Genomic DNA, 15,265 nt, shown 5'->3' with positions numbered 1-15,265 from the left:
TAACGCGGCAATGCTCCGGCACCACTCTGGTTGATCCAGGCCCCGGAGATGCTCGCGTAAAGTAAAAGGTTGGGCCGTCACGTGAGCCTGTTGGATTCGTATCGCATGAGATTGCGGCGCAAGCGCCGCCTTTTGCGTTGCCTGCGCAAGCGGCGCGAACTGACGCCTGTCTTGGACCAGACTAACAAGATCAGCCGCCGCGATATTCTGCTGGTCAGCGTCGTGCGGAACGAGAAAATTCGCCTGCCGTATTTCCTGGACTATTACCGAAAGCTGGGGGTCGATCACTTTCTGTTCGTCGACAATGACAGCGAGGACGGAACCGGTGCGTTTCTGGCCAATCAACCCGATGTCTCGCTTTGGTCAACTGATGCCAGCTATCGGCGGGCAACCTTTGGCATCGACTGGTCCAACTACCTGCTGCGGAAATACGCCCACGGTCATTGGGTACTGACAGTCGACCCGGACGAGTTCTTTATCTACCCGTTCTGCGACACGCGCCCCATCCGCGCTTTAACCGATTGGTTGAACGGATGTGCCGTGCGCAGTTTCGGCACCATGCTGGTCGATATGTACCCACGCGGACCCGTGGATGATGAACCTTACCGCGAGGGTCAGGACCCGTTCGAAATCGCCCGTTGGTTCGACGCGGGCAATTACATGATCACCAAGAACCCCGAGTATGGGAACCTGTGGATACAGGGCGGCCCCCGCGCACGCACGTTTTTTCGCGACACACCGGAAAAAGCCCCCGCGTTAAACAAGATCCCGCTTGTGAAATGGGACCGGCGCTATGTCTATGTCAGCTCGACCCATTCCCTGCTGCCGCGCGGGTTGAATCAGGTCTATGACGAATGGGGCGGCGAAAAAGCCAGCGGTGCCCTACTGCACGCCAAGCTGATCGACACGCTGGGCGCCAAGGCGTTGGAAGAAATGCAACGCGGCCAGCACTACCGCAAATCCGGTGAATACCGCGCCTATGCCGAAGGGTTGGAGGATCAGACGGTGTTCTGGTGTGACTGGTCCGAGAAATACATCAACTGGCGGCAACTTGAGATTCTCGGCCTGATGTCCAAGGGGAACTGGGCATGAGCCTTGGGGTTGTCATGCTGGTCCACACTGCCTTCAACCGGGCCGAACAGGTTGCCCTCCATTGGGCCGCCGCCGGATGCCCTGTTGTCATTCACGTGGATCGCAAAGTGCCCGACCCCACATGCGCTGCGTTCAGAGCCGCTTGTAAAGATGAACCCCTGATCCGCTTTTCAGACCGGTTCACCTGCCACTGGGGTGGCTGGGGAATTGTGCGAGCCACGCAATCAGCGTCCGAGATGATGTTGAACGCTTTTCCCGATGTGCATCACGTTTTTCTGTCCTCCGGCGCGTGTCTGCCTCTGCGCCCAGTTGCCGAACTCATCGACTACCTTGCACGGCGGCCCCGCGTCGATTTCATCGAAAGCGCCACGACCGCAGATGTCAGTTGGACAATTGGCGGGCTGGATCAGGAACGGTTCACCCTGCGGTTTCCGTTTTCCTGGCGCAAGCATCGCAAATTGTTTGATGTCCATGTGAAGCTCCAACGCGCGCTCGGTCTGCGCCGACGAATTCCAGACGGTCTTGTACCACATATGGGCAGCCAATGGTGGTGCCTGACCCGTCAGACTCTGTCCGCCATTCTGCAAGACCCCAAACGCAAGACCTATGACCGCTATTTCAGTCGGGTCTGGATACCGGATGAAAGCTATTTCCAGACGCTGGCCCGAATGTATTCGACACATATTGAAAGCCGGTCTCTGACTCTGTCGAAATTCGATTTTCAGGGTCGTCCGCATATTTTCTATGACGACCATCTGCAATTGCTGCGCCGGTCCGACTGTTTTGTTGCCCGCAAAATCTGGTGCGAGGCTGATCGTCTGTACCAAAGTTTTCTGACGGATCAATCCGGCGCGTTGGAACGGGCAGAGCCCAACCCCGGCAAGATTGACCGAGTCTTTTCCAAAGCGGTCGAACGTCGGACCCGCGGCCGGGACGGGCTGTACATGCAAAGCCGCTTCCCCCGCCATGGCAGCGAAAATGGCCTGACCTGTTTCCCCTATTCTGTGTTTCAGGGCTTTGCCGAGTTGTTCGATGATTTTGCACCCTGGCTGACGGATTGTACCGGAACGCGTGTTCACGGAAATCTGTTCGACCCTGAGCGGGCCGAATTTGTGGATGGGGCATCTGTCATCAACGGTGCCTTAAGCGATTGCGCCACTTTGCGCGACTATAATCCCACTGCATTCGTTTCAAACCTGATCTGGAACACGCGGGGTGAACGACAATGTTTTCAGTTCAGCCCGCGCGACACGCAAAAGATCAACTGGTTCTTTGCCCGCGACCGAAATGCCCAAATCTCGGTCATCACGGGGGCCTGGGCGATCCCCTTGTTCCGGTCCAACCGGGATTTCGCCGACATCCGGGCCGAGGCGGCGCGACTTCAGCAAATCGAGACCAAACAGCTAGAGGTTCTGAACTCGGTCTGGACCAAGGCACGGGTCAGGACCTGGACCTTGGCCGAGTTCGTGGAATCGCCGATGGAAGCTCTACAAACCGTGATTGATGAGATTGGTACACAACCCCACGGCCACTTGACCAAAGCCCCCACCATGGTGGATCTCAGCGGATTTGGCCAATTCCTGCAAAATCTGAAAAACCAGGGCATGCACCCCTATTTGATGGGCGATTTTCCGGCGGATGACGTGTTTGGCACCAAACTCCGCCCGTTTCCGAAACCCTATCTGGTGCAATAGCACGCAATGGCCAAGACCTTCGACTATTTCGTTATTCTCGCAGCCATGCGCACCGGTTCGAACCTTTTGGAAGCAAACCTGAATGCGCTGGACGGCGTGACCAGCCATGGAGAGGCGTTCAACCCGCATTTCATCGGGCGCATCAAAAAGGACGATCTGTTAGGAATCACGTTGGATGAGCGCGATGCGGACCCGCTGTCCCTGCTGGACGCCATCCGGTCGGGCGACGGTCTGAACGGGTTTCGGTTTTTCGACGGTCACGACAATCGTGTGTTAGAGCCTGTTTTGACCGATCCGCGCTGCGCCAAGATTATTCTGACGCGCAATCCTTTGGACAGCTATGTTTCGCTTAAGATCGCGCGGGAAACCAAGCAATGGCAGCTCAAGAACATAAAGCGGCGGCGCGAAGCGCAGGTTGGTTTTGACGCGGCCGAGTTCGAACGGTTTCTGGATCAACACCACGCCTTCCAAACCTCGATCCTGCACCAGATGCAAGCCACCGGTCAGACCCCCTTCTACCTTGCCTATGAGGATCTGCGGCGGCTGGACAGTTTGAACGGCCTGGCCGCATGGTTGGGGGTTGAGGCGCGGTTGGATGCATTGGACGACACGCTCAAACCGCAAAACCCGGAACCGGCGCGCTCCAAAGTGACAAACCCTGATGAGATGGAGCGCGCGCTGCCCACTCTGGACCGGTTCAACCTGCATCGCACGCCGAATTTCGAGCCCCGGCGCGGTCCGGCTGTTGCGACCTATGTGGCCGCCCCGCAAACGCCGCTGATGTATCTGCCTGTGCGCGGCGGGCTGGAAGGGCCGATCACGCAATGGCTGGCGGATCTGGATGGCGTGCCGCAGGATAATCTGACCACGGGCCAGAACAGGCGACAAGCACGGAACTGGCTGCAATCACATCCCGGACACCGCAAATTCACGGTGCTGCGCCACCCTTTGGCGCGGGCTCATACGGCCTATTGCCGCTATATCCTCAGCACCGAACCTGGCGCTTATCTGAAAATTCGCAACATGCTGCGCAATCGGTTCAAACTGCCAATCCCCGGTCAATTGCGCGACGGCAATTATCCGATCGAGCAGCACCATCAGGCTTTTTGCGAATTCCTGACCTTTCTCCGCCAGAATCTGGCCGGTCAGACTCCGGTGCGCGTTGACGGGGTCTGGTGCAGCCAGGCACAAGTGCTGGAGGGGATGGCGGGTTTCACGCCCCCTGATCTGATCCTACGCGAAGAAGACGTCACCACTGCCCTGCCCGAGTTGGCGCGCCGTTTCGGCCATGAGGCCCCCCCGACTCCAACGGCCGTAGTGCGCGATGCGCCTTACGACCTGTCAGACATTTGTGACGAAAAAATCGAGGCGCTGGCGGCCGAAACCTACCAGCGCGACTATATGCAATTCGGATTTGATCGGTGGAAACCGGTTACGCGCGCAAGGTGATGATCGTGCCGCGGTTTACCATCGCGTAGATCTCTTCAATCTCTTCATTCTTGACGGCGATGCAGCCTGCCGTCCAATCGGGCGTTTTCTTGGCGCGTTTGCGTTCAGCCCGTCTGTTCGGTTGGCCGTGGATAAAGATATCCCCACCCGGATCAACCCCGGCGGCTTTGGCCTGCGCAACATCGTTGGAATTGGGATACGAGATTCCCAACGACAAGTGATATCGGCTGTTGGGGTTGCGGCGGTCAATCAGATAGGTGCCCTCGGGGGTGCGCCCATCGCCGCGCTTGGTCTTGGTCCCTTCGGGGGCGAATCCAAGATCTACATTATATTCCTTGAGGACGTGTTCGTTGTGCAGAAGATACAACTTCCGCGCGCCCTTGTTGATGACCAAAGATGTTACTTCGGGTCCATCATAAGTTAGAAAACGTGGGCTGGCCGAGGCACAGGCCGAAAGGCCTACCGCTGCCACAGCACCCAATCCAAATGCTCGACGATCCATATTTCACTGCCTGCTACTTATTTTTTTCCGAAATTATGCCATAAAACACAAAAACTGAAATCACTTTTTGCTGTTCGCCCGCTCGGCCAGGCGTCGTTCGATATTTTCCAGCCGTTCCAGCACCTCGTCCCGATAGGCATCGGTTTTCACTTCATCCTCGGCATGGTGCGCGTCCTGCATTGAGTTCACGATCAGACCAACCAGCAGGTTCACCACTGCAAAGGTCGTGACCATGATGAAGGGAACAAAGAACAGCCATGCATAGGGATAAACCTGCATCACTGGGCGGACGATCCCCATAGACCAACTTTCCAGCGTCATGATCTGAAACAGTGTATAGGCCGACAGACCCAGATCGCCGAACCAGTCGGGAAAGCTGCCCGAGAACAGCTTGGTCGAGATCACAGCCCCGATATAGAACAGTATCGCCATCAGCAAAAATACGCTGGCCATGCCCGGCAGCGCCGAGATAAAGCCTTCGACCACCCGACGCAGGCGCGGCGCGACCGAGATCACGCGTAACACTCGCAGAATTCGCAATGCGCGCAACACAGACAATGCGCCGGCACTGGGGACAAGAGCTATGCCCACAATGATAAAATCAAAGATATTCCAGCCGCTTGTGAAGAACCGACGCCCGGTCGCGACCAGTTTCATCGCGATCTCGGCCACAAAGATCGCAAGACAAAGCTTATCCAGAGTCACGATCAAAGGGCCCGCAGCCTCCATCAACGTCTCGGAGGTTTCCATGCCCAAGAGAGCGGCGTTAAACAGGATGACACCGGTGATGAATTTGCCGAAAATCGGCGCTTCTATAATGGTCAGCAGACGCTGATTGATGCCCATTCGGGATCTCCAGTGCGATTAGGGGTTCAGAGCGAACCGGGCGGCAAGTTCGGTGTGGGACGACCACCGAAATTGGTCAACCACCTGTACCCATTCAAGGGTGTAGCCTGCGTTAACCAGCGTCTTTGCGTCGCGGGCAAAGGTGACCGGGTTGCACGAAACATAGGCAATCACCGGCGGTTTGGCCTGCGCCAGCTCGGCAGTTTGTGCCTCTGCCCCGGCGCGGGGCGGGTCCAGCACCACGGCGTCATAGGGTTTCAGCTCGTCCGGCATCAGCGGGCGGCGGAACAGATCGCGCGCCTCGGTCGTGACTTTTTTCAACCCCTGTGCCCGGCGCCACCCCTGATCCAACGCGTCGGTCATCGCAGACTCGCCCTCAACTGCATAAACTTCGGCAGTTTGCGCCAGAGGCAGCGAGAAGGTTCCGCATCCTGCAAACAGATCGACAACCCGCTTTGCCCCCTGCGTGGCCTGCAAAACTGCCTGTAACAGAGCCTGTTCGCCCTCTTGCGTCGCCTGCAAAAACGCACCGGGCGGCGGTACAACCGCAGCTCCGTCGAAGCGCTGAACCGGGGCGTGGCGCATCGCGATAACCTCGCCCTCCCAACTGAGGCGGGCAAGCCCGTGTTTCTCGGTCGCTTGCGCAAGGGCCAGTTCCAACGGGCCATCCAGCGGCTTGCCGCCTTTGACCGCAACGTCCAGTCCGCCTTCGGACAAGGTGAGCGTCACCGCCAGCACGCCTTTACGACTGCCACCCAACAGAGCCAGCGCCTCGGCCACGGGAATGGCAGCGATCAGGGCCGGGTCCAGCAGGTGACAATCGGGGATCTCGGTGATGGTATCAGACGCGCGTCCATGGAACCCGGCAAGCGTGCCTTTCTTCGTCCGCCGAACGGCAATCGTTGCACGGCGACGCGAACGTTCCGGCGAGGTGTGAATGGGCCGCATCAGGGCATCGAGCCCCTGCGCGGCCAGCGCGTTGCGCACCACCGCCACTTTCCAGTCAGCAACAAAATCATCCGCCGCGTGCTGCAATTGACAGCCACCGCAGGCCTTATAGTGGCGACACGGTGCCTTCACCCGTTGGTCCGAGGGGGTTTCGACCCGGATATCAGTCAAAACCTGCCCGTTAAGCGTGCCGCTGACCACCTCACCCGGAAGGGTTCGGGTGGCATAAACGGGACCGTCGGCTATCCCGTCGCCCTGATGGCCAAGGCGGTTTATGGTGAATGTCTGAGTCATGCGGGCCTGATACCGGTGCTTTGCACACAACAAAAGCCCTTTGGGCGCTATTCCGCCGCCTCGGCCTGAATGAATCCGCCCGACTGGCGGTGCCAGAACCGCGCATAAAACCCGCCTTGATCCAGCAGCGCGTCATGCGAGCCGGATTCGACGACGCGGCCCTGATCCAGAACCACGATCCGGTCCATCTCGCTGAGGGTGGACAGGCGGTGGGCAATGGCCAGAACGGTTTTGCCTTCCATCACGCGGTGCAGGGCTGTCTGGATCGACGCCTCAACCTCGGAATCCAGCGCCGAGGTCGCCTCATCCAGCACCAAAATTGGGGCGTCTTTGAGGATTGCGCGGGCCAAAGCGATGCGCTGACGCTGTCCACCCGACAGCTTTACGCCCCGCTCACCCAGATGCGCGTCATAGCCGGTGCGACCGTGAGCATCTTGCAGGGACAGGATGAATTCATGCGCCTCGGCCTTTTTTGCGGCGGCAATCATCTGATCCTCAGAAGCATCGGGGCGCCCGTACAGAATATTGTCACGCGCCGAGCGATTGAACATCGCGGTTTCCTGCGTGACCATGCCGATCTGACGGCGCAGGCTGTCCTGCGTCACCTGTGACACGTCCTGCCCATCAATGCGAATAGCGCCTTTTTCCCCGTCATAGAGCCGCAATAGCAGCGAGACGAGCGTCGATTTACCTGCGCCAGAGGCCCCAACGATCCCCAGTTTTTCGCCGGGGTGAATGACCAAATCCACATCCGATACGCCGCCGATATCACGACCATAGGCAAAGCTAACGTGGTCGAAGGCGATCTGACCCTGACCCACTTTCAGTTCCTTTGCGGCAGGTGCATCCTCGACCCGGTCACGTTTGGCCAGGGTTTTCATGCCATTTTCGACCTCGCCGATATTGGCGTAAAGACCCATCAGGGTGAAACTGACCCAGCCGGTCATCTGCGAAATGCGGATCGAGACTGCGCCCGCCGCAACGATATCACCCGCCGTCGCAATGTCGCTGCGCCACAGCAACAAGGTCGCGCCCATCAGCAAGACCGGCAGAACACCTGCCAGCACCATCAGGATGAACCGGAAAGCGGCGGACAGGCTGCCGAACTCCAGAGATCTTTCGCGTAGATCGACCATAGCTGTACGCGCGGCCTGATCTTCGAACGCGGAATGGGCGAACAGCTTGACCGTCTTGATATTGGTGATCGTATCCACCACCTGCCCCGACACCATCGCCCGCGCCCCGGCCCGCGCGCCCGAGCGCAACCGGATTCGCGGCAGGTACCAGCGGATCAAAAGGAAGTAGACGATGAGCCAGCCGATAAAAGGCATCATCACCAGTGGATGAATCGATCCTAACAAAAGCAATGAACCCACAAGCGAGGCCAGCGCAAAGACAATCGCACTGATCGTCTCGGACACGACCGAGGCCATCGCGTTCGAGGTCTGCATCTGTTTCTGCGCAATCCGTCCGGCGAAATCATCATCGAAATAGGTGACGGATTGGCCCAGAGTCCAGCGGTTCAGCTTCGCCAACACCAAGGGCGTGATATTGGGCATCACGACATAGTTGTTCGACAGGGCCGACATGCCGAAAAACACAGGGCGCAGCAGCATGAAGAACGCGGCACCGCCAAGGATGACCCACAGATTGCTGCCGCTCAGAAAACCCTCGGGACCGCCTTGGGTCGCCACGTCTATGACGCGTCCCAAGATCCAGGCAGTTCCGGCTTCCATCGCACCTGCCGACGCCGAGAAGAACGCGGCAACAAAGATCATCGGCCAGGCGCCCGACAGGCTCCAGCGAATGAACGCCCCCAGCGTTTGCGGCGGGGGCGTTTCGGTGGATTTGAACGGGTTTATGAGGTCAGCAACCCTCATTCCGCGGCCTCCGGGTTCAGAAAGCCGCCGGATTGCCGCGCCCAGAACTGAGCATACAGTCCGCCCTGCGACAGTAGCTCTGCATGGCCACCCTGCTCGACGATCTTGCCGCCATCCATGACCAGAATACGGTCCATGCGGGCGATCGTGCTAAGACGGTGAGCAATGGCGATCACGGTTTTTCCCTGCATCATGCCGTAGAGCGTTTCCTGGATTGAGGCTTCGACCTCGGAATCTAGGGCGGACGTCGCCTCATCCAACAGCAAAATCGGCGCATCTTTCAGAATGACTCGCGCCAACGTCACTCGTTGCCGTTGGCCACCAGACAGTTTCACGCCACGCTCACCCACATGCGCGTCATAACCCGTGCGCCCCTGCGGGTCTTGCAGATCAAGGATGAACTCATGCGCTTCGGCTTGCTTGGCGGCGGCGATCATTTGCCCCTCTGTCGCTCCGGGGCGGCCATAGAGGATGTTGTCCCGGACCGAGCGGTGCAGCAACGCGCTGTCCTGCTGCACCATGCCGATATGGCTGCGCAAACTGTTCTGCGTGACCTGTGCGATGTTCTGATCGTCAATCAGGATCGCGCCCTGTTCGACATCATAAAACCGCAAAAGCAACTTGACCAAGGTCGACTTACCGGCTCCGGACCGCCCGATCAGACCGATCTTTTCACCAGGCTGAATTGTCAGGTTGATGTGATCCAGCCCTCCGGTCTCGCGCCCATAGTGATGCGACAGATCGCGGATGTCGATCTGACCGTGGGTCAGCTGCAAAGGCTGTGCGTCCGGTGCATCGAGCAGGTCGATGGGTTGAGCAATCGTCTCCATCCCTTCGGCCACAACACCCAGCTCCCGAAAGAAGCTGGTCAACGCCCACATGATCCAGCCGGTCATCGCATTCAGCCGCAAGGTCAGCGCCGTCGCCGCCGCGACCACCCCGACCGAGGCGCTGCCCTGCATCCAAAGCGCAATGGCCCAGCCGACCACGCTGACGATCAGCAGCCCGTTCAGCGCAACCAGGACAGCATCCATGATGGTGAAAATCCGCATCTCGATCTGGAACGTGCGACGCGTTTCCTCGATCGCTTCGCGGGCATAGCCCAGCTCTTGCGCGTCATGGGCAAACATTTTGACCGAATGGATGTTGGTATAGCTGTCCACCACCCGCCCTGTCACTTCGGACCGCGCATCCGAGGCCGCCTTGGACGCGGGCCCCACCCGCGCAACCGTCCATCGTACTAGCAGCGCATAGAGCGCAAACCAGATCAGCAACGGCAATAACAGGCGCGGATCGGCGGCCATCAACAGGATCGCCGCACCCACCAGATACGCAAGCGAGAAAGAGATCGCGTCAAACACCTGAAACACCGCCTCACCCGCGGCGGGAGGCGTCTGCATGATGCGGTTGGCGATACGGCCGGCGAAATCATTTTCGAACCATTTCACCGACTGGCGCAGCACATGATTATGGGCGCGCCATCTAAAAATAGTCCCTACATTGGGCAAAATTGCATTGTTCAGCAGCAATACATCCACCACATGCAACAGCGGACGCAGCAGCAGAACGAAGATGGCCATCAGAATCAACTCGGTGCCATGGGCTTTCCAGACTTCGGCCGGAGAGCCGGACAACAGGTCCACAACGCGGCCCATGTAGTAGATCAGCCCAACTTCGACCGCGGCCACAATGATCGAGATCAGCGCCGCCCAGACAAACAGCCCATAGAAGGGCCGGGTATATTCCAGCATGAACGGCCACAGCCGCGTGGGCGGCGTGTTGGTTTCCGTGTAAGCGGCAAAAGGGTCAACAAGGTTTTCGAAATAGCGAAACATGAAGCGTGCTCCAGATTGAGCAGATAATAGGTCGTGCGAAGAAAGATGGTGCCAGAACACCACCCTTACGGGTCAACGTGTCCCGGCTTTAGCCGAACCAGATCCCGTAATACATTCGCATCCCTCCATTCATGTGACAGGCGCACGTAAGCACAAAGAATCCAAATTGTCATCCCTTTTTGAGGCTTTGGCTCAGCTTCCCAGCAGTTCTTCACGGGTGAGGGCAAACCCGGACGCAATCCACCGCGTCTCAAGCTCTGCCAGTTTTTTGCCCAGCGCGGGGCCGGTGAAGTCCGGGATCAGATCGGTCGCTTGAACTGGGAAATCAGCGGCAGCCCCTTTACGCAGATCAGCGCGCATGTCTTCTGACCAAGGCTGTTCCAGAAGAGCGCAGCGCAGCAAAGCTTCGTGCAGACCATCCTCTTCGCCGTCGCGAAAGCCCAACTCGGCAATGGATGCGGCGCCGCTGGCCTCATCCCGCATCCGGGTCAAGCGTTGAAGCTGGGTTTTGCTCAGGCGCAGGGTCTTGGCGATCTCAGGCGGGGCAATGGCGGCCAGACGGCGGATCGGTTCGGGATCAACCCCCGCCTGTTCTTCTAATGCAATCAAAGGAGCAAGCGCGCGGTCATCCGCCCCTGGCAGGATTTGAGACAGAGCCCCCGCCTGCCGCATCGCCGCGACCGAAGGCGCAGGATCCTGCGCACCCAATAGTTTCAACAGTTCAGCGCCAACGCGTTCGCGAGACAGGGCGACAAGCCCGTCCAGATTGGACGCAATCGCGGCCAGTGCATCGGGGTCAAACCCCGCCTCAGCGTCGCCATACCACGCATGAAACCGGAAATAGCGCAGCGACCGCAGGTAGTCTTCGCGAATGCGGTGTTCTGCCGTGCCTATGAACCGCACCCGTCGCGCCTGCAAATCGCCCAACCCGTTCAACGGGTCCAAAACCGAGCCGTCAGGCTGGGCGTAAAGCGCGTTCATGGTGAAATCGCGGCGGGCCGCGTCCTCTTCCACGTGATCGGAAAAGGCCACTACGGCCCGGCGACCGTCGGTTTCCACGTCACGGCGAAAGGTCGTGATCTCATGCGGGATGCCATCGCTGACGACAGTGATGGTGCCATGATCAATCCCGGTGGGGATCGCTTTCAGACCAGCACCTTGCGCCAGTTCCATCACGCGTTCAGGCCGCGCATCCGTGGCGATGTCGATATCCGAGACCGGAGCCCCCAGCAGCGCATTGCGCACGCAACCACCCACAAACAAGGATTGCGCGCCCGCATTCACTAGCGCCGCGCAAACTGTTTGCGTCGCCGGGTTTGACACCCAATCTTCGGTGATCACCGTCATTCGCTCATCCGTGCAGCCAAACCCCGCAGCATCCGGGCCGTCGCGCCCCAGATGTAATAGGGACCATAGGGCACCGTAAAATAATACCGTTTCTGACCTCGCCACCGGCGCGATTCAACGAGATAGTTTACAGGGTTCAGCACATGCGCAAGCGGGACCGAGAAAACCTCGTCCACCTCACCGGGTTCAGATACAAACCGGACCCTATCATGCAAGATTGCCACGACCGGCGTGACCGTGAAGGACGTCACCGTCTCATGCGTGGGCAGATGGCCCAGAATTTCCGGCAGATCCTCGGGCAAGCCGATCTCTTCACGGGCCTCGCGCAGGGCGGTGGCGGTGACATCCGCATCCCCTTCATCCTGCTTACCGCCTGGAAAAGCGATCTGCCCCGGATGATGTTTCAGGGCCGAGGAGCGTTTCGTCAGGATCAGGCGCGGCATGCCATCGGCGACGGAAATCGGAACCAGAACTCCGGCCGGTCGCAGCTTGCGCCCTTCGGGCAGAACCGTGTCGGGGTTCAGGTCAAAATCGCTTGACCCGTTGCCGGGGCGGCGCAGGGCCACCCGCAGCTGGTCTGTCAGTTCAGGCGTTGTCAGCATCGAAACCAACAGTGCTGGGATCCAGCACATAATGCGCACCGCAGAACTGGCAATCCGCGGTCACGTCACCCTCGGGCGTGGTCATCTTTTCGATGTCCTTGGCCGAATAGATCGACAGGCTTTGCCGCACACGGTCTTCGGAGCAGGTGCAGCCGAACTGCACCGGCTGCGCATCGTATACACGCGGCTGTTCCTCGTGAAACAGGCGGATCAGCAGGTCGGTCGGCGCTATGGACGGTCCTATTAGTTCAAGATCGTCCACCGTATCCAACAGGATGTTGACGCGGCCCCAATTTTCGCCCTCTTCCCCGTCCACCAGATCATTGGCGGTCAGAATCTCGCCCGCGCCCTGACCCGAAGCGGCAAAAGGCGAGGCTTTGGGCATGTGCTGCAACATCACCCCGCCCGCGCGCCAATGCTCACCGACGCCCGGTTCGGTCGATTTCCCAAAACTCAGCGAGAACCGCGTCGGCAACTGTTCGGACTGTGCGAAATAAGCTTCGGCACAGGCGCTGAGTGAGCCACCGGCCAGCGGCGTAATGCCCTGATAGGGCTGCGTACCCTCGCCCTGGTCGATGAGGATGGCGAAATACCCCTCGCCAACCTGATCAAACGGCGCGGCATCGGTCAGCTTATCATGGTCGAAACTGGCATAGGCGCGGATGCGGGCCGGTTCACCCTCGGCCTGCGGGGCATAGTAATCGGTTGCAATCGTGCGCACCGCCCCCTTGGATTGCACCTGCAAAGACAGCTTCCAGCGCAGCGAAACCGTCTGACCGATCAATGCGGTTAGCAGGGCCATCTCGGCCACCAAAGCCTCGACCTTTTCAGGGTAGTCATGCTGCTTCAGGATGCCGTCCAGCACCCCGTCCAACCGCGCTACGCGGCCACGCATATCGGATACATCGAGTTGAAAGGGCAGGACGGTGTCGTCCCACGCGATTTTGGTTCCAAGAGACATGGGGTTTCCTTACACGCCACAGATTGGCATACCGCCAGCATATAGGTCGAAGATTTCGGGTTGTAAGGGGCCATACATGATCAGACGGTTCGGTGAAACCCCGCAAGCAGGGCGCAAATACACGCAGCGGGTAGGAGTTTACGCCTTATTGCCGCGCGGGCAGCAGCTTTTGCTGACCTGTCAGTTGGAACCCGGCCCCGATCTGCAACTTCCGGGCGGCGGTATCGATCCCGGCGAATCACCCATCACCGCGCTGCATCGCGAAGTGGCCGAGGAAACCGGCTGGCTGATCGCCGCGCCCCGGCGCGTCGGTGCCTTCCGGCGCTTTACTTATATGCCGGAATACGACCTGTGGGCCGAAAAGGTCTGCCTGATCTACCGCGCCCGCCCGGTGCGGCGCATCGGCCTCCCGACCGAGCCGTTTCACGAAGCGCTTTGGATGGAGGCCACAGATGCAGCCCAAATGTTGGGAAATGACGGGGATCGTCACTTTGCCACGCAATATCTGCTGGATCTCTAGTTCCCGTTATATTCGAAGAATACGGCCGAGACGTCATCATCCATGCCCTTCCCCGGTGCCATGGATTGCGTCAACCGCCAGAACATGTCGTCCAGAAACTCGGTCCCGCTGCGACCCGGCGCGCAGTCGGTTGCCAGGCGCCGCAGCCCGTCTTCGTCTAGCAGAGAGCCATCGGCCAAGCTGCATTCGGTGAACCCATCTGAATAGAGCAGCAGCTTGTCGCCCGGTTCCATATAGATTTCGGTCCGCTGAAAAGACACGTCTGACAGCAATCCGATCGGTAAACCGCCTTCGCCCAGAAACTCGGTCCCACCGTTCCGGCGCAACAACAGTGGATGCGGATGGCCAGCCTGCACCATTTTGACATGCCCGTTGCGCAAATCGACAATGGCATAGACCATGGTGAAATATTCTTCGACCCCTGCATCCGCCATTAAACGGGAATTGAGCGTTTCGGCCACGTCTTCAGGCGGTAAAAGCGCAAAGAACTTTTCAAAGCGCCGCTCCATCGCGACGTTTTGGTCAAAATGCTGACTGGAGAGATATCCACCCAAACGCGCGGTCATCATCGCCGAAGTGATCCCGTGGCCCGAGACATCTATGCTATAAAATCCCACGCGATTCACGCCCGGTGAGAACATGCCGACAAGGTCGCCCCCGATGTGACCGCAGGGCTTCAACAACATGCTGACACGCGACTTACCGAATTCCCGCGACAATTCGGGCACCAGAGATTCCTGGATCTTGCGCGCCTGCATCAGGTCCTTGTCGATTGCATCATGGGCCACCCGCAATTCGCTGAGCGCCGTTTCGATCAACCGGTTCTTTTCCGAAAGCTCGTGCTGCATGTCCAAGATGCGCGCCCCGGCCGAGATGCGCGCGCGCAGCTCATCCGCCTCAAGCGGTTTGATCAGAAAGTCATCCGCGCCGGCATCCAGACCCCGTGCCACCTCTTGCTTTTCACTTTTTGCGGTCAGCAGGATAAAATAGCTGTATTGATCCGTTTCCAACGCCCGAAACGCCCGGCAAAATTCCGGCCCGCTCATCCCCGGCATAACCCAATCGCTGAGCACTAGATCGGGCAGGTCCTGCGCACAAATCTCAATTGCGGCATCGCCACTGTCAGCTTCGAGAACATCGAAGCCCCATTTTTTCAGCGACGCCACCAGGATTCGGCGCTGCAGGCGACTGTCGTCAACGACAAGCACCGTGCGGATACCGCCAAACCCCAGCTCTGCCCTGGTTTCTGCCTGACTGACCTCTGCCACCTGATCCCTCATGTCCGTCCTTGCGCG

At 58.9% G+C, this 15,265-nt stretch carries 13 protein-coding genes; 4 read left to right on the top strand and 9 right to left on the bottom strand.

Annotated elements, in window-relative coordinates:
* Positions 1-105: 105 nt before the first annotated feature.
* The 3 genes from ACR0C5_RS11050 to ACR0C5_RS11040 are packed head-to-tail and all read left to right on the top strand — an operon-like array spanning position 106 to position 4,235.
* Positions 106-1,092, top strand: coding sequence for a glycosyltransferase family 2 protein (locus tag ACR0C5_RS11050; protein ID WP_170786542.1), 987 nt, complete (start codon positions 106-108; stop codon positions 1,090-1,092).
* Positions 1,089-2,786 (top strand): DUF5927 domain-containing protein, encoded by a 1,698-nt coding sequence (locus ACR0C5_RS11045; RefSeq protein ID WP_480876484.1) that lies wholly within the window; start codon positions 1,089-1,091, stop codon positions 2,784-2,786. Before ACR0C5_RS11050 ends, ACR0C5_RS11045 begins: the two co-directional genes overlap by 4 nt.
* A gap of 6 nt (positions 2,787-2,792) precedes the next feature.
* On the top strand, positions 2,793-4,235 hold the full coding sequence (locus ACR0C5_RS11040; protein WP_480876482.1) for a nodulation protein NodH: 1,443 nt from the start codon (positions 2,793-2,795) through the stop codon (positions 4,233-4,235).
* Here ACR0C5_RS11040 and ACR0C5_RS11035 read toward each other — a convergent pair.
* From ACR0C5_RS11035 to hslO, 8 genes are all read right to left on the bottom strand, one after another.
* On the bottom strand, positions 4,219-4,737 hold the full coding sequence (locus ACR0C5_RS11035) for a L,D-transpeptidase family protein (protein WP_170771395.1): 519 nt from the start codon (positions 4,735-4,737) through the stop codon (positions 4,219-4,221). The genes ACR0C5_RS11040 and ACR0C5_RS11035 overlap by 17 nt on opposite strands.
* A gap of 60 nt (positions 4,738-4,797) precedes the next feature.
* Positions 4,798-5,583, bottom strand: coding sequence for an ion transporter (locus ACR0C5_RS11030; protein WP_170771393.1), 786 nt, complete (start codon positions 5,581-5,583; stop codon positions 4,798-4,800).
* Between the two features lie 18 nt (positions 5,584-5,601).
* Positions 5,602-6,825, bottom strand: coding sequence for a class I SAM-dependent RNA methyltransferase (locus ACR0C5_RS11025; RefSeq protein ID WP_480876480.1), 1,224 nt, complete (start codon positions 6,823-6,825; stop codon positions 5,602-5,604).
* A gap of 47 nt (positions 6,826-6,872) precedes the next feature.
* A complete protein-coding gene (locus tag ACR0C5_RS11020; RefSeq protein WP_480876478.1) occupies positions 6,873-8,705 on the bottom strand; it encodes an ABC transporter ATP-binding protein in 1,833 nt (610 codons plus the stop codon).
* Positions 8,702-10,540: an ABC transporter ATP-binding protein gene (locus ACR0C5_RS11015; protein ID WP_170786147.1), complete on the bottom strand. Its 1,839-nt coding sequence runs from the start codon at positions 10,538-10,540 to the stop codon at positions 8,702-8,704. The genes ACR0C5_RS11020 and ACR0C5_RS11015 overlap by 4 nt, the downstream gene beginning before the upstream one ends.
* Before the next feature lie 192 nt (positions 10,541-10,732).
* Positions 10,733-11,887 (bottom strand): CCA tRNA nucleotidyltransferase, encoded by a 1,155-nt coding sequence (locus ACR0C5_RS11010; RefSeq protein ID WP_480876476.1) that lies wholly within the window; start codon positions 11,885-11,887, stop codon positions 10,733-10,735.
* Positions 11,884-12,489, bottom strand: coding sequence for a CoA pyrophosphatase (locus ACR0C5_RS11005; RefSeq protein WP_480876610.1), 606 nt, complete (start codon positions 12,487-12,489; stop codon positions 11,884-11,886). The genes ACR0C5_RS11010 and ACR0C5_RS11005 overlap by 4 nt, the downstream gene beginning before the upstream one ends.
* Positions 12,473-13,450 carry an Hsp33 family molecular chaperone HslO gene (gene hslO, locus ACR0C5_RS11000; protein ID WP_480876474.1) on the bottom strand — a complete coding sequence of 326 codons (978 nt, stop codon included), beginning with the start codon at positions 13,448-13,450 and terminating at the stop codon, positions 12,473-12,475. Before hslO ends, ACR0C5_RS11005 begins: the two co-directional genes overlap by 17 nt.
* Positions 13,451-13,526: 76 nt before the next feature.
* On the opposite strand from hslO, the gene ACR0C5_RS10995 reads away from it, so the two are divergent.
* Positions 13,527-13,970 (top strand): NUDIX hydrolase, encoded by a 444-nt coding sequence (locus ACR0C5_RS10995; protein ID WP_170771379.1) that lies wholly within the window; start codon positions 13,527-13,529, stop codon positions 13,968-13,970.
* On the opposite strand, the gene ACR0C5_RS10990 is transcribed toward ACR0C5_RS10995, so the two are convergent.
* Positions 13,967-15,250 carry a PP2C family protein-serine/threonine phosphatase gene (locus ACR0C5_RS10990; protein WP_480876472.1) on the bottom strand — a complete coding sequence of 428 codons (1,284 nt, stop codon included), beginning with the start codon at positions 15,248-15,250 and terminating at the stop codon, positions 13,967-13,969. The two genes, ACR0C5_RS10995 and ACR0C5_RS10990, sit on opposite strands and share 4 nt — an antisense overlap.
* Between the last annotated feature and the right edge of the window lie 15 nt (positions 15,251-15,265).

The organism is Ruegeria sp. N8 (assembly GCF_056531325.1).
This window is presented reverse-complemented; position numbering and strand designations above follow the sequence as displayed.